The organism is Brevundimonas sp. BR2-1 (assembly GCF_037626195.1).
In the GTDB taxonomy this organism is placed as follows: Bacteria; Pseudomonadota; Alphaproteobacteria; order Caulobacterales; family Caulobacteraceae; genus Brevundimonas.
In genome coordinates this window covers 392,184-418,200 of the sequence record NZ_JARKMV010000001.1, presented here as the reverse complement: position 1 = coordinate 418,200, position 26,017 = coordinate 392,184, and the positions used below count along the sequence as shown (strand labels likewise).

At 69.1% G+C, this 26,017-nt stretch carries 24 protein-coding genes; 11 read left to right on the top strand and 13 right to left on the bottom strand.

Going from position 1 to position 26,017, the window contains the following annotated elements; translation table 11 throughout:
• Position 1 precedes the first annotated feature (1 nt).
• The 3 genes from BrevBR_RS02115 to BrevBR_RS02105 all read right to left on the bottom strand — a co-directional run bounded on the left by BrevBR_RS02115 (position 2) and on the right by BrevBR_RS02105 (position 5,165).
• A complete protein-coding gene (locus BrevBR_RS02115) occupies positions 2–523 on the bottom strand; it encodes a cytochrome P460 family protein (protein WP_332640806.1) in 522 nt (173 codons plus the stop codon).
• Between the two features lie 134 nt (positions 524–657).
• Positions 658–2,517, bottom strand: a complete 1,860-nt coding sequence (mutL, locus tag BrevBR_RS02110) for a DNA mismatch repair endonuclease MutL (protein ID WP_332640805.1) — start codon at positions 2,515–2,517, stop codon at positions 658–660.
• Between the two features lie 743 nt (positions 2,518–3,260).
• Complete coding sequence (locus tag BrevBR_RS02105; protein WP_339999776.1) at positions 3,261–5,165, bottom strand: ABC-F family ATP-binding cassette domain-containing protein; 1,905 nt, start codon at positions 5,163–5,165, stop codon at positions 3,261–3,263.
• Positions 5,166–5,322: 157 nt separating this feature from the next.
• Here BrevBR_RS02105 and ndk point away from each other — a divergent pair, with 157 nt between their 5' ends.
• Positions 5,323–5,742 (top strand): nucleoside-diphosphate kinase, encoded by a 420-nt coding sequence (gene ndk / locus BrevBR_RS02100; RefSeq protein ID WP_332640783.1) that lies wholly within the window; start codon positions 5,323–5,325, stop codon positions 5,740–5,742.
• Positions 5,743–5,749: 7 nt separating this feature from the next.
• Here ndk and BrevBR_RS02095 read toward each other — a convergent pair whose 3' ends face one another.
• Complete coding sequence (locus BrevBR_RS02095; RefSeq protein ID WP_339999775.1) at positions 5,750–7,495, bottom strand: SulP family inorganic anion transporter; 1,746 nt, start codon at positions 7,493–7,495, stop codon at positions 5,750–5,752.
• A 6-nt stretch (positions 7,496–7,501) separates the two neighbouring features.
• Positions 7,502–7,753 (bottom strand): helix-turn-helix domain-containing protein, encoded by a 252-nt coding sequence (locus BrevBR_RS02090; RefSeq protein ID WP_332640781.1) that lies wholly within the window; start codon positions 7,751–7,753, stop codon positions 7,502–7,504.
• A gap of 150 nt (positions 7,754–7,903) precedes the next feature.
• Here BrevBR_RS02090 and BrevBR_RS02085 point away from each other — a divergent pair, with 150 nt between their 5' ends.
• Positions 7,904–8,116, top strand: coding sequence for a glycine zipper 2TM domain-containing protein (locus BrevBR_RS02085; protein WP_332640780.1), 213 nt, complete (start codon positions 7,904–7,906; stop codon positions 8,114–8,116).
• 70 nt (positions 8,117–8,186) lie between these two features.
• Here BrevBR_RS02085 and BrevBR_RS02080 read toward each other — a convergent pair whose 3' ends face one another.
• The 3 genes from BrevBR_RS02080 to BrevBR_RS02070 form a co-directional block, all read right to left on the bottom strand.
• Entirely contained in the window at positions 8,187–10,250 is a 2,064-nt protein-coding gene (locus tag BrevBR_RS02080) for a M13 family metallopeptidase (RefSeq protein WP_339999774.1), read from the bottom strand.
• A gap of 71 nt (positions 10,251–10,321) precedes the next feature.
• Positions 10,322–10,918, bottom strand: coding sequence for a phosphoribosylglycinamide formyltransferase (purN, locus tag BrevBR_RS02075; protein ID WP_339999773.1), 597 nt, complete (start codon positions 10,916–10,918; stop codon positions 10,322–10,324).
• A complete protein-coding gene (locus BrevBR_RS02070; RefSeq protein WP_339999772.1) occupies positions 10,918–12,297 on the bottom strand; it encodes a M28 family metallopeptidase in 1,380 nt (459 codons plus the stop codon). Before BrevBR_RS02070 ends, purN begins: the two co-directional genes overlap by 1 nt.
• A 124-nt stretch (positions 12,298–12,421) precedes the next feature.
• On the opposite strand from BrevBR_RS02070, the gene BrevBR_RS02065 reads away from it, so the two are divergent.
• A complete protein-coding gene (locus BrevBR_RS02065; protein ID WP_339999771.1) occupies positions 12,422–12,883 on the top strand; it encodes a hypothetical protein in 462 nt (153 codons plus the stop codon).
• On the opposite strand, the gene purM is transcribed toward BrevBR_RS02065, so the two are convergent.
• Positions 12,880–13,929, bottom strand: a complete 1,050-nt coding sequence (gene purM / locus BrevBR_RS02060) for a phosphoribosylformylglycinamidine cyclo-ligase (RefSeq protein ID WP_332640775.1) — start codon at positions 13,927–13,929, stop codon at positions 12,880–12,882. The genes BrevBR_RS02065 and purM overlap by 4 nt on opposite strands.
• An 80-nt stretch (positions 13,930–14,009) precedes the next feature.
• On the opposite strand from purM, the gene rnd reads away from it, so the two are divergent.
• The gene (rnd, locus tag BrevBR_RS02055) at positions 14,010–15,158 is read left to right on the top strand and encodes a ribonuclease D (RefSeq protein WP_332640774.1); all 1,149 of its coding nucleotides are present in this window, start codon (positions 14,010–14,012) and stop codon (positions 15,156–15,158) included.
• 198 nt (positions 15,159–15,356) lie between these two features.
• On the opposite strand, the gene BrevBR_RS02050 is transcribed toward rnd, so the two are convergent.
• On the bottom strand, positions 15,357–15,821 hold the full coding sequence (locus tag BrevBR_RS02050; RefSeq protein WP_339999770.1) for a peptidylprolyl isomerase: 465 nt from the start codon (positions 15,819–15,821) through the stop codon (positions 15,357–15,359).
• A 103-nt stretch (positions 15,822–15,924) separates the two neighbouring features.
• A complete protein-coding gene (locus BrevBR_RS02045) occupies positions 15,925–17,001 on the bottom strand; it encodes an alpha/beta hydrolase family protein (RefSeq protein WP_339999769.1) in 1,077 nt (358 codons plus the stop codon).
• 73 nt (positions 17,002–17,074) lie between these two features.
• On the opposite strand from BrevBR_RS02045, the gene BrevBR_RS02040 reads away from it, so the two are divergent.
• Both BrevBR_RS02040 and BrevBR_RS02035 read left to right on the top strand, forming a co-directional pair.
• Positions 17,075–17,785, top strand: coding sequence for an RlmE family RNA methyltransferase (locus BrevBR_RS02040; RefSeq protein WP_339999768.1), 711 nt, complete (start codon positions 17,075–17,077; stop codon positions 17,783–17,785).
• Positions 17,782–18,777, top strand: a complete 996-nt coding sequence (locus BrevBR_RS02035; RefSeq protein ID WP_339999767.1) for a hypothetical protein — start codon at positions 17,782–17,784, stop codon at positions 18,775–18,777. The genes BrevBR_RS02040 and BrevBR_RS02035 overlap by 4 nt, the downstream gene beginning before the upstream one ends.
• Here BrevBR_RS02035 and BrevBR_RS02030 read toward each other — a convergent pair whose 3' ends face one another.
• A complete protein-coding gene (locus BrevBR_RS02030) occupies positions 18,778–19,326 on the bottom strand; it encodes a DUF2061 domain-containing protein (RefSeq protein WP_332640767.1) in 549 nt (182 codons plus the stop codon).
• Positions 19,327–19,456: 130 nt separating this feature from the next.
• Between BrevBR_RS02030 and guaB the strand changes: the two genes are divergently transcribed.
• Genes guaB through guaA form a run of 5 tightly spaced genes read left to right on the top strand, consistent with a single transcriptional unit; the run spans position 19,457 to position 24,961 of the window.
• Complete coding sequence (gene guaB / locus BrevBR_RS02025) at positions 19,457–20,917, top strand: IMP dehydrogenase (RefSeq protein WP_332640766.1); 1,461 nt, start codon at positions 19,457–19,459, stop codon at positions 20,915–20,917.
• A 20-nt stretch (positions 20,918–20,937) separates the two neighbouring features.
• A complete protein-coding gene (locus tag BrevBR_RS02020; RefSeq protein WP_332640765.1) occupies positions 20,938–21,339 on the top strand; it encodes an MAPEG family protein in 402 nt (133 codons plus the stop codon).
• 9 nt (positions 21,340–21,348) lie between these two features.
• Positions 21,349–22,758: an RsmB/NOP family class I SAM-dependent RNA methyltransferase gene (locus BrevBR_RS02015; protein WP_339999766.1), complete on the top strand. Its 1,410-nt coding sequence runs from the start codon at positions 21,349–21,351 to the stop codon at positions 22,756–22,758.
• A complete protein-coding gene (locus BrevBR_RS02010) occupies positions 22,755–23,402 on the top strand; it encodes a 5'-methylthioadenosine/S-adenosylhomocysteine nucleosidase (RefSeq protein WP_339999765.1) in 648 nt (215 codons plus the stop codon). The genes BrevBR_RS02015 and BrevBR_RS02010 overlap by 4 nt, the downstream gene beginning before the upstream one ends.
• On the top strand, positions 23,399–24,961 hold the full coding sequence (gene guaA, locus BrevBR_RS02005; protein WP_339999764.1) for a glutamine-hydrolyzing GMP synthase: 1,563 nt from the start codon (positions 23,399–23,401) through the stop codon (positions 24,959–24,961). Before BrevBR_RS02010 ends, guaA begins: the two co-directional genes overlap by 4 nt.
• Before the next feature lie 148 nt (positions 24,962–25,109).
• Here the strand turns inward: guaA and BrevBR_RS02000 are convergent, their stop codons facing one another.
• A complete protein-coding gene (locus BrevBR_RS02000) occupies positions 25,110–26,006 on the bottom strand; it encodes an NAD(P)/FAD-dependent oxidoreductase (RefSeq protein ID WP_339999763.1) in 897 nt (298 codons plus the stop codon).
• Between the last annotated feature and the right edge of the window lie 11 nt (positions 26,007–26,017).

Below are 26,017 nucleotides of genomic sequence, written 5' to 3'. Positions count from 1 at the left end.
GCTACTCCTCGTAGGAGGAGAAGACGAAGTCGTTCGCGCTGCGGCGGGTGTGGCAGGCGTGGCAGCGGACAGCGGCCTCGGCCTGGGCGAAGCGTCGGACGGTCCTGTTTCCGGGGCCCATGAAGCTGGCGTAGCCCCAGCCGTCGGTGGCGGGGAAGGCGGCGTGATCCCGGACCATGACGTCGAGCCGTTTCTGCGCGCCGGCGTCAACGCCCCTGTCGGTGATCGGCCCTTCCCGCAGATCGACGACGAGGATCGACCCGTCCGGGAAGACGCCGGTCTCATAGCCCTGCATGGCGATGTCGTTGGCGTAGACCGTATGGAAGCCGCCGAAGGTGGCGAAGAAGGGGCTGGCCGGGCCGACCACGGTGCTCCTCACCTGGGTCCAGCGGCGATAGCCCTCAGGATAGTCGACCTCCGCCTCGGCGGACGGCGCGGCGCGCGAAGGCCCCATCGCGATGATGCCCAGGGCCATGAAGATCAGCGAACTGGCGATCACGATGACCGTCAGGAGTTGGGTCATGGATCCGGCTTTTCTCATGGTCCGTCGCCCTCGCGCTGCAGGTTCGCAGCGGGGTTAGCCTGCATGGCGGGGCAGGGGCCGGGCAACGGATGGGGAACGAGGTGAGCCGATGAATGCCGATGGACCGGAGACGGTCAGCGCCGGCCGAACAGCTTTTCCAGATCGGCCAGCTTCAGTTCGACATAGGTCGGACGGCCGTGGTTGCACTGGCCCGAATGGGGGGTGACCTCCATCTCGCGCAGCAGGGCGTTCATCTCGGGGGCGGATAGCACGCGCCCCGCCCGCACCGAGCCGTGGCAGGCCATGGTGCCGCAAACCTCGCCGAGCCGTTCCGACAGGGCCAGGGCGGCGCCGTGTTCGGCGAGGTCGTCGGCGATGTCGCGGATCAGACCCTGGACGTCGGTGTCGCCCAGCAGGGCGGGGGTCTCACGCACCAGCACGGCGCCGACGCCGAACGGCTCGACGATCAGGCCCAGTTCCGCGAGTTCGTCGACACGGGCCGAGACGCGCTCGGCCTCGGCCGGATCCAGCTCGACCACCTCGGGCGTCAGCAGGGCCTGACGGGTGACCGCGCCGCGCGCCATCTGGACCTTCATCCGCTCATAGACGAGGCGTTCGTGGGCGGCGTGCTGGTCGACAACGACAAGGCCGTCGCGCGTCTGGGCGACGATGTAGGTGCCGTGCAGTTGGGCCCGGGCCGCCCCCAGCGGGAAGTCCAGCGGGTCGACGGCGCCGGTGGATTCATGATGAATCAATGATTGATCATGATCGCCGGAAGCGGCTTCGACGCGGGCGGAGCGCTCGTTCAGCCCGGGAATGATCTGTGCGGTCGCAGTGGCGGGTGCGGCCCAGCCCTGCCAGCCGCTCCAGCCTCGGGCCGAGGGCGTCGACGGGCTGAAGGCGGCGCCGGCCCCGACGCCGGCATGGGGGCGGAAGCCGGCCAGGGCGTCGGCGGCGACGGTGGTCGAGGCGCGGTGTCCGGCGCCGGCGAGCGCGTGGCGCAGGGCGCCGACGATCAGGCCACGCACGAGGGCGGGATCACGGAAGCGGACCTCGGCCTTGGCCGGGTGGACGTTGACGTCGACGTAGAGCGGGTCGATCTCAAGGAAGAGCACCGCCGCCGGATGGCGGTCGCGGGCGAGGAAGTCGGCGTAGGCGCCGCGCAAGGCCCCTTGAAGGAGGCGATCCTTCACCGGGCGGCCGTTGACGAACAGATACTGGTGGCCAGCGTTGCCGCGACTGTAGGTCGGCAGACCCGCGTAGCCGGTGAGGCGGACGTTGTCGCGCGACTGGTCGATCAGCAGGGCGTTGGCCTCGAAGTCGCGGCCGAGCAGGGCGGCGAGCCGCTTGAGCCGGCCGGCGTCGCCCGGGTGTTCGGCGGGCAGCCGCAAGGTGGTCTTGCCGTCGAGGTCGAGGGTGAAGGCGACGCCTTCATGGGCCATGGCCTGGCGTTTGATCTCTTCCGAGATGGCCATGGCCTCCGACCGTTCGGACTTCATGAATTTGAGGCGGGCGGGGGTGGCGTAGAACAGGTCGCGGACCTCGACGCGGGCGCCATGGGGACCCGGGAAGCCGGCGGGCGAGACGGGGCGCTGGTCGCCGCCCTCGACGGTGATGCTGTGGGCGTCGCCGCCATCCTTGGGCCGGCTGGTGATGGTCAGGCGGGCGACGGAGCCGATCGAGGGCAGGGCCTCGCCGCGGAAGCCGAGGGTGTGGATGCGCAGGAGGTCGACGTCGCCGGCGTCGTCGGGCTCCAGCTTGGAGGTGGCGTGGCGTTCGACGGCGAGGGCCAGCTGGTCGGCCGCCATGCCATGCCCGTCGTCGGCGATGAGGATGCGGCTGAGGCCGCCGCCGTCGGCCTGGATCTCGATCCGGGCGGCGCCGGCGTCCAGCGCGTTCTCGACCAGCTCCTTGATGGCGCTGGCCGGGCGTTCGACCACCTCGCCGGCGGCGATGCGGTTGACGGTTTCAGGGGGGAGGCGGCGGATGAGCATGGGATTCGCGAGTATGACCCTTTCCGGGGCCGGCAAGAAGGGCGCTCGGGGCGCGGTTGAACACCCCGAGCCGGACGGCGTGAGGGCGGGAGGCGTGCGGAGCGCCGGGCTGCGCCCGGAGTTCGTTGGGGTTACCGTTTCGACGCAGACAGACGCTCCGCGCGGAGATTGGGCGGAAGCTTGCGTCCGGTGGCGGTCTTATCGCCTTACCGCAGCGCCTCCGGCGGGCGGGCCGTGCTTGCGACACGGGCCCCGGACCGGACGAGTATCCCCCTCGTCCCTGACACCTGACCGGCGACTGTGCGACCGGCCGGGCCCCGGGCGTTGGCTGTCTTGCTTGAACAGCCGGGAACCGGGCCCCGCTTCTCCACATCCCGCCGCCAGATCACGCAAGGCCTCTGCGCCTCCCCCGCGACGGGACGGGAAGAGTGTCGCACGGGTCCCGACCAAGGCTGGGAAATGACGCTGCTGCGTCCCGAACCCCGCCCGGGATCAAGGGGTTGGCGTTTGCAACTCGTCTGGCTGGCGGCGGATCTCCAGCACTTGTCCTGTCGTCATCCCGGCGAAGGCCGGGACCCAGCCGCGCCGGAGCGTCAGGGAAGGCGATGCCCGACGCAGCCGCGCTCCCGACAGCTTCGCGCTGTCGCGCGCCGCTGGGTCCCGGGGTTCGCTTCGCGCCCCCGGGATGACGACAGGAAGGAGGTGCGAGCCACGGATTCCGTCCCCCCCAGGGGGACGCCGGATCAGCTCACCTCGGCCAACGCCTCTTCCGCCGCGACCCAGGCCTGTTCGGCGGCGTCGAGGTCGGACTGGGTCTTGGCGCGGGCGCGGGTCAGGCCCTCGAGGGCCTTGGGATTGCTGACCGAGGCGTTGGCCATGTCGTCGTCGATGCGGGCGATCTCGGCGGTCAGTTGGGTCATCCGCTCCTCGGCCTTCTTCACTGCGTGACGCAGGGTGGAGGGCGAAGGGCCTGATTTCTTTTTGTTTCCCCTATCGCTCGCGCCGCGGGCGCTCGCTGCTTGAGGGCCGTTTGCCGATGCAGCCGCCTCGTCCTTGATCTGGCTGGGCCGGACCGCCGCCGCCTTCGCGCGGTCGAGGACGAATTTCGCATAGTCGTCCATGTCGCCCTCGAAGGGCTTCACCGTCCCGTCAGCGGCCAGCCACAGGCGGTCGGCGACCATCTCCATCAGCGAGCGGTCGTGGGTGATCAGGATGACGGCGCCCGAGTATTCGTTCAGGGCGTCGAGCAGGGCCCGGCGGCTGTCGATGTCGAGGTGGTTGGTCGGTTCGTCGAGGATCAGGATGTGCGGCGCATCCATGGCCACCTGGTTGAGCAGCAGGCGGGCGCGCTCGCCGCCGGACAGGGACGCGACGGTGGTCTCCTGCTTCTCATAGCCCAGACCCCATTGCGCCAGCTTTGAGCGGCGGGCGCTCTCCGGGGCGTCGGGCATGGCGCGGCGGACGATCTCCAGCGGGGTGTCGGTCGGGTCCATGGCCTCGATCTGGTGCTGATGGAACCAGCCCACGCGCATCTTGCGGTCGCGGTGCAGTTCGCCTTCCGAGACGTCCAGCGCCCCGGCGATCATCTTGGCGAAGGTCGACTTGCCGGCGCCGTTGACGCCCAGCAGGCCGATACGGTCGTCCAGGTCCATGCGCAGGTTGAGATTGCGCAGGATGGGCTTGCCGGTCTCATAGCCGACGTTGGCGCGTTCCAGCCGGATCAGGGGCGGGGCGAGGGGGCGCGGCGGGGAGGGCAGGATGAAGGGGGCGACGCGTTCCTCGATGGTGGTCGAGACAGGCTGCATCTTCGCCAGACGCTTCATGCGCGACTGGGCCTGGGCGGCCTTGGAGGCCTTGGCCTTGAAGCGGTCGACGAAGGCCTGGAGGTGGGCGCGCTCGGCGTCCTGCTTGGCCTTGGCCGACATCTGAAGCCGGGCCTTCTCGGCGCGGGCCTTTTCGAAGGCGTCGTAGTTGCCGGTGTAGAGCGTCAGATTGTGGTTCGCGAGGTGCAGGATGTGGGTGCAGACCTCGTTCAGCATCTCGCGGTCGTGGGAGATGATCAGGGCGGTGTGCGGGTATTTCTTGAGCCGCGCCTCGAGCCACAGGGCGCCTTCGAGGTCGAGGTAGTTGGTCGGTTCGTCGAGCAGCAGCATGTCCGGCTCGGCGAACAGGGCGGCGGCCAGGGCGACGCGCATGCGCCAGCCGCCGGAATATTCCGACATCGGCCGCTGCTGGTTCTCCTGGCTGAAGCCGAGGCCGACGAGGATTTCGGCGGCGCGGGCGGGGGCGGCGTCGGCGTCGATCTCGATCAGCCGGGTCCAGATCTCGCCCATCTCTTCGGGCTCGGCGGTCTCGAGACGGCCCAGCAGGCTGTGGCGCTCCTCGTCGGCCTCGAGGATGGTCTCCAGCACGCTGACGGGGGTGGCGGGGTGTTCCTGATCGACGGAGCCGATGCGGGCCGTCTTCGGCAGGCTGATCTCGTCGCCGCCGGCCGCCAGTTCGCCGAGGATCAGCTTGAACAGGGTCGACTTGCCGATGCCGTTGCGCCCGACCAGCCCGACCTTGGAGCCGGGCGGCAGGGAGACGGAGGCGTCCTCGAGGAATTTGCGGCCCCAGGCGTTGAAGGTCAGGTCGGTGATCTGGAGCATGGTCGGTCGAAGTCTCGGGCGGCCCCTGACGCATCGAACCGCCCTGCGGCGGCCGAAAGAGGCAAAATTGTGTGGCGGTTGGAAACCGGGGAGGGCGCCGCTATAAGCCCCCACCTCGCAAGATTCACCCTCAATCTCCCAACAAGAAGTCACCTCCATGACCGAACGCACCTTCTCGATCATCAAGCCCGACGCCACGCGCCGCAATCTGACGGGCGCCATCAACGCCGTGATCGAGGGCGCCGGGCTGCGCATCGTGGCCCAGCGCCGCGTCAAGCTGACCGAAGCGCAGGCGAAGAAATTCTATGAAGTCCACGCCGAGCGCCCGTTCTACGGCGAGCTGGTCGGCCAGATGACCGCCGAACCGGTCGTGGTCCAGGTGCTGGAAGGCGAGAACGCCGTGGCCCGCTATCGCGAAGTCATGGGCGCCACGAACCCGAAGGACGCCGCGGAGGGCACGATCCGCAAGTCGTTCGCCCTGTCGATCGGCGAGAACTCGGTCCACGGTTCGGACTCCATCGAGAACGCCGGCATCGAGATCGCCCAGTTCTTCACGGACGACCAGATCGTCGGCTGAGCCGCGTTCATCCCGTGATCTGACCGGCGGCCGGTCCTCCTGAGGGGGGGGCGGCCGTTTCGTATTCCGGGCCGTTGGCCCGGTCGAGGACCCGTTTGCGCGCCGCCTCGAAGGTGCGCACGAAGCGGACGCGTTTCAGCACCGGCCTGGGCACGGTCTGCAGCAGGGCCCGAAGGACGCCGTGTCCGGCGCCGACGATCAACACCTCGTCGCCCTCGTCCAGCAGCCGCTTCAGCAGATCCCCGAAGGCGAAGGCTCCCGTGGGATCGAGCAGCGGCACCGCTTCGAGGCGGAGGATGTAGATGCGCCTGCGCGCACCGATGCGGTCGAGCGCGTCCTTGACCACAGCCGCGCTGCCGAAGAACAGCGGACCCCGGAAGGTCAGGACGCCGACGTCGGCCGGAAGTCCCTGGTTGGGCGTGTAGCGGCCGCCCCGCCCGGGCGCGAGGTCGTCCTCGTCGCCCTCGATGATGGGGGCGCCGCCCTCGATCGAGGCGAGGCCGGCCATGCGGTGCATGAAGACGAAGGCCGCCAGCACCATGCCGACCTCGATGGCGACGGTGAGGTCGACCAGCACGGTCAGGCCGAAGGTGGCCAGCAGAACGGCGCGGTCGCCGTGGGAGGTGCGCAGGATCAGGCGGAAGCGGTGCGCCTCGGCCATGTTCAGCGCCACCACCACGAGGATGGCCGCCAGGGCCGCCATGGGGACCAGTTTCATCACCGGCGACAGCAGCAGCATGAACAGCAGCAGGAAGACCGCGTGCAGCATGCCGGCGACGGGCGAGCGGGCGCCCGAGCGGATGTTGGTGGCTGTGCGGGCGATGGCGCCCGTGGCCGGCAGGCCGCCGACCGCGGCCGAGGCGACATTGGCCACGCCCTGGGCTGCCAGTTCGACGTTCGAGCGGTGACGCCGGCCGGTCATCTGGTCGCCGACGACGGCCGAGAGCAGGGACTCCACCCCGGCCAGCAGGGCGATGGTCAGGGCGCTGGGCAACAGCTCCATGGCGTTGTCCCAGCGCCAGAAGGCGAGGCTGGGCGCCGGGAGGCGGGCGCTCATCTCGCCGAAGCGCGAGCCGATGGTCTCGACGGGCCACTGGGTCAGGGCGACGGCGCCGGCGGCCAGGACGGTGACGATGAGGAAGCCCGGCAGGCGCGGGGCGTGCCGGCGCAGCAGCAGGATGCCGGCGACGCAGGCGGCCGAGAGTCCCAGGGCCGGCAGGCTGACGGTGTCGCGGACGGCCCACAGGGCCTGAAGCTTGGGGATCAGTTCGGCCGGGACGGCGGCGGCCTCGAGGCCGAGGATGTCCTTGATCTGGCTCGCCATGATGATGACGGCGATGCCGCTGGTGAAGCCGGTGGTGACGGGATCGGGGATGTATTTGATCAGGGTCCCGACGCGGGCCAGTCCCGCGACGATGAGGATCCCCCCGGCCATCAGGGTGGCCATCAGCAGTCCGTCGTAGCCGAATTTCGAGATCACGCCGTAGACGATGACCACGAAGGCGCCGGTCGGGCCGCCGATCTGGAACCGGCTGCCGCCGAGGGCCGAGATCAGGAAGCCGGCGACGATGGCCGTGATCAGCCCGACCTCGGGCGTGGCGCCCGAGGCGATGGCGAGGGCCATGGCCAGGGGCAGGGCGACCACGGCGACGGTCAGGCCGGCGAACGTGTCGGCGCGGAAGTCGGCCGGGCCGTAGCCCTGGCGCAGGACGGTGACCGTCTTGGGCAGGAACAGCTTCCAGTCGTTTCCCATGACGATCTATTTCCCGCCGATCAGCCGGACCCCGCGGCCGACCCCCTGGCTGGGCGCGCCCTCGACGATCAGTTCGACGCCGGCGGCCGAGATCGCCGTCATCACCTTCTCCAGGCTGTCGACCACGGCCCGGACCGAGCCCTCGCAGGCCTCCATCCGCTGGATCGTCTGGGTCGACAGGCCCGAGAGGCGGGCGAGCTCACGCTGGTCGATGCCGAGGAGCGCCCGGGCGGCGCGAATCTGGGGGCCGGTGATCATCAAAACCTCTGGAGTGATAGATTGTATATCACATCAGGTGGATGAAATTACCAGTGGCGGATCGAGGCGGGGCCGCAGGAGGCGCAGCCGCAGGAACCGCCACTGCTCTCCGGACGTTTCGACATCGCCCTCTCCCCAAGGAGCATTGATATGAAACCGATTCTGAAACTCGCCCCCGCGGCCGCCGTGCTGACCCTGCTGTCGGCGTGCGGCACGACCATGGAGCAACGCGCCGCGACAGGGGCCATCGGCGGCGCCGTCGTCGGTCAGGCGATCGGCGGCAACACCGGCTCGACCGTGGCCGGCGCCGCCGCGGGCGCCGTGGCCGGGGCGGTCACCACGCCGCGCCGCCGCCCGAACTAGGCATCCACGGTCCAATGAAAACGGCCCCGGCGATCGCTCGCCGGGGCCGTCGTCGTTCCTGCGGGCCGCCTTACCAGATGCGGGCGCGGGCCTCGGGGGCCAGGTATTGCTCGTCGCCCGGCTGGACGCCGAAGGCGGCATACCAGGCGTCGATGTTCCGCGGCGACACCGCCGCCCGGTACTGGGCCGGCGAATGCGGGTCGACCGTGACCTGCTGGCGCAGGGCCTCGTCGCGGGTATTGTTGCGCCAGACCTGGGCCCAGCCGAGGAAGACGCGCTGGTCGCCGGTCAGGCCGTTGATGACCGGCGCTTCAGCCCCGTTCAGCGACATGTGGTAGGCGTCGAGCGCCAGCAGCAGGCCGCCCAGGTCGGCGATGTTCTCGCCCATGGTCAGGTCGCCGTTGACACTGGCCCCCTCCAGCGGGGTCAGGGCCGAGTATTGCGCGCCCAGAACGGCGGCGCGGGCTTCGAACTTCGTGGCGTCTTCGGCGGTCCACCAGTCGCGCAGCACGCCGTCGCCATCGGTCTTGCGGCCCTGGTCGTCGAAGCCGTGGGTGATCTCGTGGCCGATGACGGCGCCGATGCCGCCGTAGTTGACCGCCGGATCGGCGTTGGGATCGAAGAAGGGCGCCTGCAGGATGGCCGCCGGGAAGACGATCTCGTTGCGGACGGGGTTGTAGTAGGCGTTCACCGTCTGCGGGGTCATGCCCCACTCCAGCGGGTTCACCGGCTTGCCCAGCTTGGCGACATTGAAGGCCCATTCGAAGGCCGCTGAGCGCTCGACGTTGCCGTACAGATCGCCGGGCTCGAGACGCAGGCCGTCGTATTCGCGCCATTCGTCGGGATAGCCGATCTTCACCCCGAAGCGGCTCATCTTGTAGAGCGCCTGCTGTTTGGTCTCGGGGCTCATCCAGTCCAGACTCTCGATGCGGGCCGTCATGGCGCGGCGCAGATTGGCGACCAGGGTCTCCATCTGGGCCTTGGACTCGGCGGGGAAGTGACGCGCCACGAACTCGCGGCCCAGCACCTCGCCCAGCGATGCGTCCACCTGGGCGACGCCGCGCTTCCAGCGGGGCCGGTTCTCGGGCTGGCCGCCCAAGGTCTTGCCGTAGAAGTTGAAATTGTTGTCGACGAAGGCGCTCGACAGCCAGGGCGAGGCCTGGTCCACGACGTGGAAGGCCTGCCACGACTGCAGGGTCCCGATCGGGGTCTCGGCGAAGACCTGCGCCATGCCGGGGAAGGCGGTGTTGTTGGCGGCGATCAGCGTGGGAATGTGGGCGATGCCGGCGCCCTCGGCCCAGGCCGCCCAGTCGAAGCCGGGGGCCGAGGCGGCCAGTTCGGCGAGGGTGGCCGGATTGTAGATCTTGTCGATCTGGCGGTTCTGGACCTGGGTCCAGTGCTGTTCGGCGATGCGGGTCTCGAAGGCGACGACGTCGGCGGCGGCCTGCTCATGATCAGGCCAGCCGGCCAGCTCGAGGGCCCTGGCGACATAGGCCTGATAGGCGGTCTTCTGGGTCGCGAAGCTTTCTTCGAGATAATAGTCGCGGTCGGGCATGCCGAGGCCGCCCTGGCCGATGTAGACGCTGATCGTCTTCGGGTCCTTCAGGTCCTCGAAGATCTGGGCCCCGAACAGGCTGGAGCCGAAGCCGCCCTGGGTGCGGCCCATCAGGGCGGCGATTTCTTCGCGGGTGTCGGCGGCGCGGACCTCGGCCAGATCGGCCTGCAGCGGCGAGGCGCCGAGGCGCTCGACCGTCGCCTCGTCCATGAAGCTGCCGTAGAAGGCGCCGATGCGGGCCGCGTCCGGGCTGGTCGTGGGGTTGGCGGCGCTTTCCTCGATCAGGGTGCGCAGGTTCTCCTGCGACCGGTCGTGCAGCATATGGAAGGCGCCGTACGAGGTGCGGTCGGCCGGGATCGGCGTAGTCTTCAGCCAGGTCCCGTTGGCGTAACGGTTGAAGTCGGCGCCGGGGCGGATGGTGGTGTCCATACCGCCGATGTCGAAGCCGAACTCGCCGATCTGGGCCTGGGTCGCCGAGGGAATCTCCACGATCGGCGGCGCGGTCTGGGCCTGTGCGATGCCGGCCGCGAGCGTAAGGGCGGCGCCGGCGGCGCAGGCCATGAGACGAAGTTTGAGCATGAAAGCCCCCGTTGAAATTGGGCGGCAAGCTGCCTCAGGTCATCGCCGCTGTCGCCGGGAAAGACGGGTTATTACAAACTTCTAATCTGGCGGCAGAAGTCGGCCAGCGTCCGGGGATAGAGGGCGTGCTCGGCCGCCAGCACCCGCTGGGACAGGGAGGCGGGCGTATCGTCGGCCTGCACGGGCACGGCGCTCTGGCCCAGCACCGGGCCCTCGTCGACGCCCTCGGTGACGAGGTGGACCGAACAGCCGGCCTCGGCGTCGCCGGCGGCGATGGCGCGGGCGTGAGTGTCGAGGCCGGGATATTTCGGCAGCAGGCTGGGGTGGATGTTCAGCATCCGGTCGGACCAGCGGCCCACCAGCCAGGGCGTCAGCAGCCGCATATAGCCCGCCAGCGCCACGACTTCGACGTCATGGGCGGTCAGGGCGGCGTCGAGGGCCTGCTCATGCGCCTGACGGTCCGTTCCGAAGGCGCGGTGGTCGACGGTGGCCGTGGCGACGCCCTTGGCCTGCGCCACCGCCAGTCCGCCGGCGTCCGGCTTGTTGGACAGGACCAGCACGACCTCGAAAGGCGCGCCGTCCTGCTGCCCGGCGTCGATCAGCGCCGCCATGTTGGAGCCCGCGCCCGAGATCAGTACGGCGACGCGAACGGGTCGAGGGTCGGGCATCAGTTCGCTGGACGGGGGGCCGGATCGCCGACCGAAACGAAGGAACCGGCCGGGCCGGGGAAGACGACGGGGCTTTCGTAGCCGTCGTCCGACACGGCCGAGACGCCGAAGAAATAGTCGTCGATGACGATGTTCCGCAGGACCAGTTCGGTCGCCGATCCGGCCCAGCGGCTGTGGGTCCATTGCGGGGCGGTGGTCGACCGCCACCAGACGCGATAGCCGGCGGCGCCGGGCACGGCCTGCCATGTCACCGTGGTGTCGGGCCTGACCGCGCCCTGGATGGCGACGCCCAGCGGACTGGCCGGGGCGTTGGCCAAGGCGGCCATGGAGACGATGTTCAGCCGCGCGACCTGACCCAGATAGCCGAAGTCGACGCCGTGGATGGTGTCGCCGTAGTCGATGCCGTCGTCGGTGCGCAGGTCCTGGTGCTGGCGGTCGTAGTTCTCGGCGCCCTCGGAGATCCGGACGGCGGGGAAACCGTGGCGCAGCATCTCGACCTGATCGCCGCCGCGACCGTAGCGATCGGTGCGATAGATCATCTCGACGTCGAAATTGACCAGATAGCGGTCGGCCACGCCGTCGACGAAGCGGGCGAGGTTGCGCGAGGAGGAATCGACCTCGCCGCCGTTGTAGCGCCGGCGCTCTTCCTGGGCCTCGGTCTCGACCGTCTTGGTGCCCTCGGAGAAGACGCGAACCCGGGTGGTGTCGCGCACGCCGGACTGGCCTTCGGAATTGCCGACGATGTCGTTGTTCAGATTGGCCTCGACGCGCCAGCCCTGGGCCTGGGCGTAGTCGGCCAGGATCTTGCCGCCCAGCAACCCCTGTTCCTCGCCGGACAGGGCGGCGAACACCAGGGTGGCGTCGAACCTGTGCTTCGAGAGCACCCGCGCCGCCTCCAGCACCGCCGCGACGCCCGAGGCGTCGTCATTGGCCCCCGGCGCGTCGGACGTGAAGTTCATCACGTCGGTGACGCGCGAATCGATATGGCCCGAGATGATGATGACGCGGTTGGGGTCACCCGTGCCGCGCTGGATGGCGACGATGTCGACGACCTCGGTCGGCGTCGGCACGCGGGGCCCGGTGACGGTGTCCGAGGGCGTGACGACGGTCAGGCAGCCGTTGCAGTCGCGGCTGATCGCCTCGAACTGCGCCTGCGCCCAGCGGCGCGCAGCGCCGATGCCGCGCGTGTCCGACCGGGTTTCGGACAGGGTGTGCCGGGTGCCGAAGCCGACCAGGGCCTGGATGTCCCCGCGCATCCGCTCCGGCTGGACGTCGCCGGCCAGTTGATGCAGCAGGGCCTGTTCCTCAACCGGGGCCTGGGCCGACGCGGCCGATGCGGAAAGCACCAGTCCGGCCAGGGCGACAGAAAGCATACGCATCGGCGACCTCGTTTGCAGGGCAGGCGCGGACCTTGCCGGGCGTGCCCTGCCGGGTCAACGGCGGCGGCGCTTGCGCGGCGCGCAGGGGTGGGAAACAGTGACGGACCGCCCGGAGGTTTCCCCGATGCTCGCTCTCGTTTTCGCCGCCGTCCTGACGGCTTCAGCGCCGCCTCCGACCGATATGACGTTGACCATCCTGAGCGAAGTGTGCCTGCCCTATGTCGCCGGCGAGCCGCGCGATGCGGCCTCGCTGGGTCCCCTCGGTTTCGTCGTCACCGCGGCTGATGAGGACACGCTCAACTTCCAGAGCGAGGATCAGGCGTACATCCTGCGGCTGACCACGACGGGCGCCGCCGCGGACGACAACCTCAACCGCGTCTGCGTCATCCAGGCGCGCCGCGGCGGCTTCGACGGCGTGAAGCGGTCGATCCAGCCCCTGTTGCGTGAGCAGGGATTCTCTCCCGAGGCGGATCTGCCCCCGGGTCGCGCGATCTGGACCAGGGACGGGGTGACAGTGTCGCTGCGCCAGAATCCCGGCGCCGCGGCGATCGTCCGGGTCACTTACAGCACGCTGGACGCGGGCTAGGCCGCTTCCAGCTGGCCGCAGACGAAGGCGACCTCGCCGGCGTTCAGCAGGGATTCCAGAACCGGCTCGGCGTTTTCGGGCGCGACGATCAGGATGAAGCCGACGCCGCAGTTGAAGGTGCGGCGCAGCTCGTGGTCCGAAACGCCGCCGACCTCGCCCAGCCACTGGAACACCTGCGGCACGGGCCAGGCGTCCCAGTCGAAGCTGGCCTGCAGGCCGTCGGCGATGCAGCGGGGCGGGTTCTCGATCAGGCCGCCCCCGGTGATGTGGGCCGCGCCCTTGACCAGTCCGTCCTTCATCAGCGGCAGCACCGGCTTCACATAGATGCGGGTCGGCTCCATCAGCGCCTGGGCCAGGGTGCGGTCGCGGGCGAAGGGGGCGTCGTCGCCCCACGACAGGCCGGACTTCTCCACAACCTTGCGGATCAGGGAATAGCCGTTGGAGTGCGGGCCCGAGGAGGCCAGGCCGATGATGATGTCGCCCGCCGCCTGACGGTCCAGATATGGCAGGGCGTGACCGCGCTCGACCGCGCCCAGCGAGAAGCCGGCCAGATCGTAGTCGCCGCCCTGGTACATGCCGGGCATTTCGGCCGTTTCACCGCCCACGAGGGCGCAGCCGGCCTGACGGCAGCCCTCGGCGATGCCGGCGACGACCCGTTTGGCGGCGTCGATCTCGAGCTTGCCGGTGGCGTAATAGTCGAGGAACAGCAGGGGCTCGGCGCCCTGGGCCAGCAGGTCGTTGACGCACATGGCGACCAGATCGATCCCGACGCCGTCATGGCGGCCCGTCTCGATGGCGATCTTCAGCTTGGTGCCCACGCCGTCGGTGGTGGCGACGATCAGCGGATCCTCGAAACCGGCGGCCTTGAGGTCGAACAGGGCGCCGAATCCGCCCAGCGAGGCCTCGGCGCCGGGGCGGCGGGTCGACTTCGCCAGAGGCTTGATGGCGTCCACCAGCATTTCGCCGGCGTCGATGTCCACGCCCGCATCGGCGTAGGTCAAACCGTTCCTGAGGCCGTCATTCCGGGAATCGGAGGTGTCGCTCATGGGTCACGGGCCTGAATCAGTGGGAGGTTTTCTGCGGCGGCTCTTGCCACAACCCTGTCGCGCGGGGCTATAGCATCCGAATGACGCCGATCACCACCACCGAGGCGCTTCGCGATTTCTGCAAGCTCCTGGCCGACCAGCCCTTCATCACCGTCGACACCGAGTTCATGCGGGAGACGACCTACTGGCCGCGCCTGTGCCTGATCCAGGCGGCGTCGGCCACGGATGCGGCCATCATCGATCCGATGGCCGAAGGTCTGGATCTGGAGCCCTTCCTCGACCTGCTGCGCGACCCGAAGATCATCAAGGTCTTCCACGCCGCGCGTCAGGACACGGAAATCTTCGTCAAACTGGGCGCCATGCCCAAACCCATGTTCGACACACAGGTGGCCGCCATGGCCGCGGGCTTCGGCGATCAGGTCTCCTATGAGGCGCTGGTGCGTCAGATGCTGCGTCAGGAGGTCGACAAGGGCAGCCGGTTCACCGACTGGGCCCGTCGCCCGCTGTCCGACGCCCAGCTGATCTACGCCCTGGGCGACGTGACCCATCTGGCGGCCCTGTATCCCAAGCTGCGCGACCGCCTTCAGAAGGAAGGCCGTCTGGAGTGGGTCATGGCCGAGATGGAGGATCTGACCGATCCGGCCCTGTACGACACCGACCCGGAAAAGGCGTGGAAGCGCCTCAAGCCCAAGAAATTCTCGGCCAGATACCTGTCGGCGTTCGTCGCCACCGCTGTCTGGCGCGAACGCACGGCGCAGGAGCGCGACCAGCCGCGCGGCCGCATCCTCAAGGACGAGGCCATCGACGAGATCGCGGCCCAGGGCCCGACCGACCCCGACGCCTTCAACCGCCTGCGTTCCGTGCCCAAGGGGTTCGGCGCCTCACGGCTGGGCATCGAACTGTCGGCCGAGCTGAAGCGGGTGCTGGCCGATCCGGAGGCGCATGCGCCGAAGCTGGAACGCCCGTCCCACAACCAGCCGGCCCCGCCGTCGGTGGTGGAGCTGCTGAAGGTGCTGCTGAAGGCCAAGAGCGACAACGCCGGGGTGGCGACCAAGCTGCTGGCCAATGTCGCCGATCTCGAGAAGATCGCGCTCGACGACGAGGCCGACGTCGACGCCCTGAAGGGCTGGCGCCGCCAGCTGTTCGGCGAGGACGCGCTCAAGCTCAAGCGGGGGGAAATCGCGCTGGTGCTGAACGGGGCGCGGGTCGAGGTGGTGGAGATCGAATAGCGACACCCCTCCAGCCGTCATCCTCGGGCTTGACCCGAGGATCAGAGGTTGAGGCAGGCCGTGCGTTCAGGATGGCCCACCGGTCGCGGGTTTCCATCTGCCGCTGAGCGCCGGATGGTCTGGCCCTCGGGTCAAGCCCGAGGGTGACGGCGGGTGGTAATGCAAAAAGGGCCGCCCCTTCCGGAGCGGCCCTTTTGTTTAGCTGACCGTGGCCTTGACGATCTTGCCCGGCGAGCGCGGCGGCTCGCCCTTCGGCAGGGCGTCGACGTTTTCCATGCCTTCGATCACCTCGCCCCAGACGGTGTACTGGCCGTCGAGGAAGGAGGCGTCGTCCAGGCAGATGAAGAACTGGCTGTTGGCGCTGTTGGGATCCGAGGTGCGGGCCATGGAGCAGACGCCGCGGGCGTGGCGCTCTTTCGAGAACTCGGCCTTCAGGTTCGGCTTGTTCGAGCCCGACGTGCCGGTGCCGGTCGGGTCGCCGCCCTGGGCCATGAAGCCCGCGATGACGCGGTGGAAGACGACGCCGTCGTAGAAGCCTTCCTTCGCCAGCTCGGTGATGCGGGCGACGTGGCCGGGGGCCAGGTCGGGGCGCAGCTTGATGACCACATCGCGGTCGACGCCGTCGCCGGTGTCGAGGGTGAAGGTCAGGGTTTCGTCGGCCATCGGCGCGCTCCTTTTGAACAGTGGCGGGCGTCATAGCGCGCCGCTCCGGGCGGCGAAAGCGGCTGCTTGCTCCTGTCGGTGCGCGGCGGCCGCGTCAGCGCCGTCATCGGCCGTTCGCGACGAGACCCTGTCTGGTGAGCCAGCTTGCAAGGACCGCCAGATATTCCGGTGAGTCAGGGGTCTCCCTGCCGTCGCTTCGGGGATCCAGCGAAACCCCCGTATCGACCGCCATCTCCATCGCATGATCCGCGCCGGCGACGACATGAACGTCCATCTTCGGCATCCGCGATGCGATGGTCTGCAGGCGCTCAACCGAGATGGCGACCGGGACGACCGCGTCGTGGGCTCCGAAGAGGACGAGGACGGGAGCGGCGACCGTAGCAAGGTTCGCCAGGGGATCGTTCTCGATTTCCCTGCGCCAACCCGAGACCGCGCGATCGCGGATCGTTTCGCCCATATAGGTATATCTGAACCACGGCTCGGTTTTGGCGGCGTCGATCATGGCCTGGGCGGCCTCTCTGGTTCCCGTGCCGCGCATGTAGTCGTCGACGGCTTTCCGGGTCGCGGCCATCTGGTCGATATCGGCCTGGGAATAGCCGTTGGCGCGCAGATGGTTGGTCGAGGAGAACATCATCTGGACGTCCGCGGTGACCACCGGAGCCGAGACCGAGATCGCGAAGGCGATTTCGGAGCTTCTCGCCGCCGCGAGGGCCGAAATCCAGCCGCCCTGGCTCAGTCCCCAGCTGCCGACACGGTCCGGGTCGATACGGGGGTCCGATTTCAGGCTCATTGCAGCGGCGATCGCATCATCGGCCAGAATGGTGAAATCGCCCCCGGCGGTCGCCGTGCCGGATTCTCCGGATCCCCGCCGATCATAGACGAAGACGGCGATCCCGAGCGCGGGGAGAGCCATCTTCAGATGTTCGTAGAGTGGCGCGGTCCGCAGCGGCGCCGAGGCGCTATGCGTCACGACGACCGCCGCGACCGGTTTGTTGCTGCGCGGCAGGAAGAGCGTTCCCGCCAGCTCGGCCCCGCCGCTTGTGAAGCGCCGATCCTCCACAATGATCTCGGTTGTGGCGGGCGCGCTCCAGGGCACGTCGGGCGAGGTCTGCGCCGCCGCAGTGAGCGGCATGGAATTCAGGATCGTCACAAGTCCGCAAAGGGCGATGATTTTCTGCATTACTGCGGCTCCCGAGGCTGGTGCTGTTCGCCGCGTCGTAGCTTGCGAGCGCTGACGCGGCTATTGAGATCCGATGACCGACGATGAAAAGCCCGCAGAACGACGCCGCATGGTGCGCCCGCCCTCGGGCGGGACCGCCGCCGGGCGCGGCATGGGCACGAAGATGAAGACGGCGGACACCAAGTCGATGTCCAGCCAGCAATGGATCAAGCGGCAGCTGTCGGACAAATGGTCCGAGCGGGCCCGGGCCGAGGGCTGGCGCAGCCGCGCGGCCTTCAAACTGCTGGAGATCGACGACCGGTTTCATCTGATCCGGCAAGGCAGCCGGGTCATCGACCTGGGCGCCGCGCCGGGCGGTTGGGCCCAGGTGGCGGTCAAGCGCGGGGCGACCTCGGTGGTCGGCGTCGACCTGCTGCCGGTCGAGCCGGTGCCGGGCGCCATCATGATCCAGGCCGACTTCACCCATCCGGGGGTGGATCAGCAGATGATCGACCTGCTGGGAGGACCGCCCGATCTGGTCCTGTCCGACATGGCCCACAATACGGTCGGCCACCGCCAGACCGACCACCTGAAGATCATTGCCCTGATCGAGATCGCCGCCGACTTCGCCCTGCGCACCCTGCGGCCGGGCGGGCATTTCGTGTCGAAGAATTTCCAGGGCGGCGACGCCGGCGGCGTGCTGGCGCGGCTGCGGGCCGGGTTCGAGACCGTGAAATACGTCAAGCCGGCCTCGAGCCGGAAGGACAGCGCCGAGGTGTTTCTGGTGGCGCTGAACAAGCGATGAGTCTGCTGGCGGCCGCCCTGTCCGTCGCCCTTCAGGCCGCGCCTGAAAGGGAGACGCGCGTGGCCGTCGCCGACCTGCTGGGCCAGACGCCGAGCCAGGTCGCGACCGCCTTGGGCGCCGCGCCTGATCCGGTCGCGGCGGACGCCTTCCGCATCGCCGAAGCCGAACGCTCCATCGAAATCTATCCGGCGATGCGCTTCTGGCGGGTCGCGCCGGCGGGCGACAGCTGCGTGACAGGCTTCCCCGAGGTTCCCGATCCCGACAACGTCGAGGGCCGGCCGCGGACCCGACTGGCCCGGCGGAACAGGGGTTATCTGGTCTTTGAGAACGGCCGTCTCGCGGCCATCCACCCTGAGCCACTGCGGCCGGGCGGGACCGGCCCGGCGACCCGCGAGGGCGTGGAGGCGTTCGGCCGGGCGCGGTCGCTGGAGTCGCCATGGCTGGCCGCGCCGGGAGGCCTGCCGGCCCCGGACGGCCTCGGCGTCCTGGATCGTCTGCCTCCGATACCGGATGATCTGTCGGTGGCCAGCATCTGCGGACCGCTTCCGAACGGGCCGCCGGTTCGCAGCGGCGATATCGGCACCGACATCATCTGGGCCATGATCGGCCTGCCGTTCCTCGTCGCCGTGCCCTTCCAGCGCTCGGAAGCGGCCCGTGCCGACCGCGAGGGCGGCGCCCTGCTGGCCTCGGTCGAGCCCGGTTCTGTGCTGCCGCAGGGCGTGGACGCCTTTGCGGCGGGGACAAGGGGCGTGCGGGTTTATGGCGATCCCGCCGATCCCGGTTTCGCGGTCGTCGCCGTCAAACTGGGTCCGGGACACAGCAACGGCTCGGACATCGGCCTGCTGGGCGTCCGCGACGGGCGCGTGGTCTGGGAGACCGAACGGTTTCCGGCGCAGGTCCTCGGCCTGCGAGGGCTCATGTGCCGGGACGGCGAGGGGCGGCCAGGCCGGATCCGGCCTGGCTGTTCGACGACCGGCTACCTGGAGCCCTGATCAGGCCGAGGCCATCTCCGCCGCCCGCCGGGCCTTGCGCGCCTCGATCCGCGTCCAGATGCGGTCGTGGGCGGTGAAGAAGACCGTCTGCACCAGCGGCTCGATGATGCCGATGGCCAGGGCCACCCGCCAGTCTCGGGTCAGGGCGAAGGCCACCGCCACCGCGACCACGAAATGCATCACGCCATAGGTGACGGATTTCAGCGCGATCTGTTTGAACGAGCGGGGCAGGGCGTGACTGTGGCCGTGATGGCCGTGGGCGCGGGTCTGTTCCTCGGGCGCCATGATCTGGAGGCGGGCGGTGAAGGCTTCGGACGCCTCTTCCAGCCCCGACAGCATCTTGCGGTGCTCGATCCGGTGCCAGACGCGGTCGTGGATCGAATAGGCGATGGTCTGGAAGAAGGGCTCGACCACGCCGACGGCCAGGGCCAGACGCCAGTCGCGCGTGATGGCGAAGGCCACCAGGATGGCGACCACCAGGTGCATCACGCCATAGCTCGCGATCTTGAGCGCGAGGCGGCGGGCGGTGCTGATGAGCGTGCGGACCATAGGTCTTCCAGATGTGGGGTGGGCGCCGCATCGGCAAGCCAATTGTTCTTATCGTGGCGATAAGCGCGGCCGGGCCTTGCGGTTCCCCGCCGGTCACCGCTATACGCGGCCCGCAAAACGGAGACTCCTCATGGAGATACGCGAAGGGCTCACCTTCGACGATGTTTTGCTGGAACCCGGCCCGTCAGAGATCATGCCCGCCGACGCGGACGTCTCGACGCAGCTGACCCGCGACATCAGGCTGAACATCCCGCTGACCTCGTCCGCCATGGACACGGTCACCGAAAGCCGGCTGGCCATCGCCATGGCCCAGGCCGGCGGTCTGGGCATCCTTCACCGCAATATGACGGTCGAGGAACAGGCCGATCAGGTGCGCGAGGTGAAGCGCTACGAAAGCGGCATGGTCATCAATCCGGTGACCATCACGCCGCAGACGACGCTGGGCGAGATCCGCGCCATCGTGGCCAAGAAGAAGATCTCGGGCTTCCCGGTCGTCGACCCGGTCAGCGGCAAGCTGGTCGGCATCCTGACCAACCGCGACATGCGTTTCGACACCGATCCGACCCGCAAGGCCATCGAGCTGATGACCACCGGCGATCTGGTCACGGTGCGCGAGGGCGCGGGACGCGACGAGGCGCGGGCCCTGCTGCGCGACCGCAAGATCGAACGCGTCATCGTCGTCGACGAGGACTATCGCGCCACCGGCCTGATCACGATGAAGGACATCGAGAAGGCCCAGGCCCACCCCCACGCCGCCAAGGACGATCAGGGCCGGCTGCTGGTCGGCGCCGCCTCGACCGTCGGGGACGCGGGCTATGAGCGGGCCATGGCGCTGGCCGAGGCGGGCGTGGACGTGGTCGTCATCGACACCGCCCACGGCCACTCCATCCAGGTTTCGCGCGTGGTCGAGCGCATCAAGCGGGAATCCAACCGCATCCAGATCATCGCCGGCAATGTCGCCACCTATGACGCCGCCCGCGCCCTGATCGACGCGGGCGCCGACGCCGTGAAGGTCGGCATCGGCCCGGGCAGCATCTGCACCACCCGCATCGTCGCCGGCGTCGGCGTGCCCCAGCTGACCGCCATCATGGAGGCCGTGCGCGCGGCGAAGGACTCCGGCGCGCCGGTCATCGCCGACGGCGGCATCAAATATTCGGGCGATCTGGCCAAGGCCATCGCCGCTGGAGCCAGCGTCGCCATGATGGGCTCGATGTTCGCGGGCACGGATGAAAGCCCGGGCGAGGTCTTCCTGTACCAGGGCCGGTCCTACAAGTCGTACCGCGGCATGGGCTCGGTCGGGGCCATGGGGGCCGGTTCGGCCGACCGCTATTTCCAGAAGGAAGTCGAGGACACCCAGAAGCTGGTGCCCGAGGGCATCGAGGGCCAGACGCCCTACAAGGGGCCGATCGCCCCGGTGCTGCACCAGATGGTCGGGGGGCTGCGCGCCGCCATGGGCTATGTCGGGGCGTCCAGCATTCCCGAACTGCAGAAGCGGGCCCGTTTCGTTCGCATCACCGGCGCCGGCCTGCGCGAGAGCCACGTCCATGACGTGATGATTACCCGCGAAGCGCCAAACTATCGGCAGGGCTGACCGGGGAGGGGATGGAAGCCATGGATATGACGCCCGAATTCATCATGCTGGCCTTCACCCTGATCCTGGCCCTGGTCCAGATCGGGGCGGCCGCGACGGCCCGGACGGCCGAGCTGGGCCTGAAGTGGAACGCGGGCCCGCGCGATGCCGAATGCCCGCCGCCCGGCGTGATGGCGGGCCGGCTCATACGGGCCCAGGCCAATCTGTTCGAAACCCTGCCGATCTTCGCCGCCGCCGTGATCATGGCGCATATCGCCGGTAAGGACGGCCAGACGCTGACCTTCGTCGGGACGCATCTCTATTTCTTCGGGCGGCTGATCTACCTGCCGCTGTACGCCTTCGGCGTTCCCTATTTCCGCTCGCTGGTCTGGCTGATCGCCGCCGCCGGGCTGGTGATGGTGATCGCCGCCCTCTTTGTCTGAAAGCCCGCATTGACCCCAGCTGCCCGCCTGGCCTCCGCCGCCTCCGTCCTCGACAGCATCGCCCAGGGCCGCGCGCCCGCCGATGTGGTCCTCAAGGCCTGGGGCGCCGCCAACCGCTACGCGGGGTCCAAGGACCGCCGCGCCGTCGCCGAGCGGGTCTATGAGGTGTTGCGCGCGCGCGGCCGTCTGGTCCGCGCCATGGGCGGCCGCGAGGACGGGCGGGCGTTGGTGATCGGCTCGCTGGCCTTCATCGACGGCCTGTCGCTGGAAGAGATCGAGGCCCTGCATTCGGGCGACGGTTATGGTCCGCGCCCGCTGTCGAAACAGGAGCGCGCCCGCATCGAGGCCGGGGAGGGCGACCTGCCCGATTGGGCCGCCGCCGGCCTGCCCGAGTTCGTGGCCGAGGACCTGAAGACCACCTTCGGCGACCGCTGGAGCGAGGAGGCCGCCGCCCTGATGGCGCGCGCCCCCGTCGATCTGCGGGTCAATACGGCGAAGACCACGGTCGAGGCCGCCCGCGCAGACCTGAAGGCCGGCGGCCTGACGCCTGAGCCGACGCCGTGGTCGGCGGTCGGCCTGCGCCTGCCGTCCGAGCCCGCGCCCAACGTCCAGGGCCTGCAGGCCTTCAATGTCGGCGAGATCGAGATCCAGGACGAGGGCAGCCAGATCGTGACCTGGCTGGCCGGATCGGGCCTGAATTTCACGCCCGACAGCATCGTCGTCGACTATTGCGCCGGCGGCGGCGGCAAGACCCTGGCCCTCGCGGTTCAAGGCCTGCCGGAAGCCGATCCGTCGAAAGTCGCCGCGCCGCGCCCCGCCGGCTGGTCTCCGGTCGGCGCCGACGAGGAAGCGGCCGCGAAGAAGGCCCCACGCGTCGCGGGCATGCGGCTGATCGCCTGCGACGTGGTGCAGAAGCGGCTCGACAACATCCGTCCGCGTCTCGAGCGCGCCGGGGTCGAGGCCGACCTGCGCATGCTGGGCCCGAACGGCGGCGGCGTCGAGGAATTCAACGGCAGGGCCGATCTGGTCTTCGTCGACGCGCCATGCAGCGGTTCGGGCGCCTGGCGCCGCCGTCCCGAGGACGCCTGGCGGCTGAAGGCCGACGAGGTCGAACGCCTGCACGCCCTGCAGCTGCGCATCCTCGGACAGGCCGCCCAGCTGGTGAAGCCCGGCGGCCGTCTGGCCTATGTCACCTGCTCGATCCTCACGCGTGAGAACGAGGCCGTGGCCAACGCCTTCGAGGCGGCGAATCCGGGCTTCAAACCCGTGCCCGCAGCCGATCTGCTGGCGGCGAAGACCCTGACCGACGCCGCCCGCACGGGTCTGGCCGGAGCGGCGTCCGGCGGCCGCATCCGCCTGTCGCCCGCCTCGACGGGCACCGACGGCTTCTTCGCGGCCCTCTATGAGCGGCGGGCGTGAGCCGGGACTGGACCCTTTCCAGCTTCGGTCCGAAGACCGCCCTCTGCGTCATGGCCGCCGAGCCCGAATACGGCCCGGCCCTGCGCGCCCGCATCCGGCCGCTGATCACCGGGGTCGGCCCGATCGAGGCGGCGGCGGCCGTCGCCCACGCCCTGACCGGGCTGCAGGCTGAAGGCGGCCTGCCGGACCTGATCGTCTCGCTGGGCTCGGCGGGGTCGCGCAGCCTCGATCACGCCCGCGTCTATCGCATCGTCTCGGTCAGCTACCGCGACATGGACGCCAGCGTCCTCGGCTTTGCGAAGGGCGAGACGCCGTATCCGCGAGTCCCGGCCGTGCTGACGCTGGCCGACGGCCCCGCGGGCCTGCCGACGGCGCATCTGGCGACCGGGGCCAGCGTCGTCTCGGGCGCCGCCTATGACGCCGTCGACGCCGACATGGTCGATATGGAGACCTTCGCCGTCGTCCGCGCCGCCGACCGTTTCGGCGTGCCGGTGATGGGCCTGCGGGGCGTCTCGGACGGCCGTTCGGACCTGTCCGCGCTCGAACACTGGACCGACGCCCTTGCCGAGGTCGATCAGGCTCTGGCCGCCGCGCTCGACCTGTTGCATGACCATTTCACGCCTGCCGTAACGGAGCCCGCATGACCGCCCCCGCTGATCACCAGAAGGTCCTGATCGTCGACTTCGGCAGCCAGGTCACCCAACTGATCGCCCGGCGCCTGCGCGAGGCGCGGGTCTATTGCGAGATCCATCCCTATGCGAAGGCGGAGGCCGCCCTCGCCGCCATGAAGCCGCAGGCCATCATCCTGTCGGGCGGGCCCGAGAGCGTCCACGAGGAGGGCAGCCCGCGCGCGCCGCAGGGCGTGTTCGAGGCCGGCGTGCCGGTGCTGGGCATCTGCTACGGCGAGATGACCATGTGCGAACAGTTGGGCGGCAAGGTCGAGGGCGGCCATCATCGCGAGTTCGGCCGCGCCGAAATCACCGTCGAAAAGGCCTCGCCCCTGCTGGCCGACCTCGCCGCGGTCGGCGAGGACGAGACCGTGTGGATGAGCCACGGCGACAAGATCGTCGCCATTCCTGAAGGGTTCGACGTCGTCGCCACCTCGGAGGGTTCTCCGTATGCAGTGATCGCGGACGAGACCCGCCGCTTCTACGGCGTCCAGTTTCACCCGGAGGTGATGCACACCCCGCGCGGCGCCACGATGCTGAAGAATTTCACCCACGGGATCGCCGGCCTGTCGGGCGACTGGACCATGGCCGCCTATCGCGACGAGAAGATCGCGCAGATCCGGGAGCAGGTCGGTTCGGCCAGGGTCGTCTGCGGCCTGTCGGGCGGCGTGGACAGTTCGGTGGCCGCGGTCCTGATTCACGAGGCGATCGGCGACCAGCTGACCTGCGTCTTCGTCGACACCGGACTGCTGCGCAAGGACGAGGCCAAACAGGTCACGACCCTGTTCAGGGAACACTACAATATCCCCCTGATCCACGTTGATGCGTCGAAGGAATTTCTCGGCGCGCTGGCCGGTCAGTCGGACCCGGAGACCAAGCGAAAGACCATCGGCCGCGTCTTCATCGAGGTCTTCGACCGCGAGGCCCACAAGATCGAGGGCGCCGAGTTTCTCGCCCAGGGCACCCTCTATCCCGACGTGATCGAGAGCGTCTCGTCCTCGAGCGGCAAGGCCCACGTCATCAAGAGCCACCACAATGTCGGCGGCCTGCCGGACTTCATGAAGCTGAAGCTGGTCGAACCCCTGCGCGAACTGTTCAAGGACGAGGTCCGGGCCCTGGGCCGCGAACTGGGGCTGACCGACGCCTTCGTCGGACGCCACCCGTTCCCGGGACCCGGGCTGGCCATCCGCATCCCCGGCGAAATCACCCCCGAGGCGGTCGCCACCCTTCAGGAGGCCGACGCCATCTATCTGGAGGAAATCCGCAAGGCGGGTCTCTACGACAGCATCTGGCAGGCCTTCGCCGTCCTGCTGCCGGTCAGGACCGTGGGCGTCATGGGCGACGCCCGCACCTATGAGAAGGTGCTGGCCCTGCGCGCGGTGACCTCGACCGACGGCATGACCGCCGACTTCTTCGAATTCCCGTGGGACGTCCTGGGCCGCTGCGCGACGCGCATCGTCAACGAGGTGCGGGGCGTGAACCGCGTCGTCTATGACGTGACGTCCAAGCCCCCCGGCACGATCGAGTGGGAGTGAGGGGCGGCGGGCTTGCGGGAGCGGCCTCTGGCGAGGGGATTTCGTAGCCTTACGGTGATAGATCCAGGGGCGCGCATTGGTCGCGGTTGCTCAACGCGCGGGTCACGGCGGCGACAACCGAGCAGTGGCCGATCGGTCGTCCGGGCTCTCAAACCAGCATCGACTGCTGGGCGAAGATGCCCGCCATCGCGCCGTGCGATGATGCCAGGGTGACCGATGGCGGCGTGATGGGGTTGGCGAGGTCGCCGGCGGCGTAGATGCCGGGCATGCTGGTTTCGCGGCGCTCGTCGACCTTGAGGATGATGCCGAGGGGCGTATCGACCGTGGCGAGGCCCAACGCTTCATGCAGGCTCGCGGACGGCCTGTTGCGCGGATGGGCGAACAGGATGTCGACCGCGACATTGGCGCCGGTGTCGAAATTGAGGGTGGCGTTATGGTCCCCGTGACGGGCGATCTCGATGATCCGGCCATCGATGACAGGCGTATTGCGGCGCGCCAGATCGGCCCGGACATGGGGCGGAATGTCGTGGCCATCGGCGAAGACCGTCAACCTGTCGGTCCAGTCGTGGAACAGCCGGACCTGATTCATCGACTGCGGGCCGGACCAGACGAGGCCCCAATGCTGGCCGGCGACTTCAAAGCCGTCGCAATAGGGGCAGGGCACGATGGACGTGCCCCAGCCTTCGGCAAAACCCGGAACATCAGGCATCTGGTCGACGACGCCATAGCTCAGGATCAAGCGGCGCGCGCCAAGACTTTCGCCATCGCCGGTAAGGACGGAGAAATCGTCGATGGCGCCGGAGATGCTGTCGGCCCGGGCATTGACCAGCCTGATCGTGGGATAGCGCGCCAGCTGCCGCCGCGCCTCGGCCAGGATGTCCAGCGGCGGCTTGTGATCGTGGCCGAGCAGGCCATGCGAGTGGCCGGCGAAGCGGTTGCGCTGCAGGCCGGTATCGAGAACGGTGACCTTGCGGCGGGCGCGGCCGAGCTGCAGGGCGGCGGCGAGACCGGCAAAGCTGCCGCCGATGATGATGACGTCATCCATGGTGATGGGCT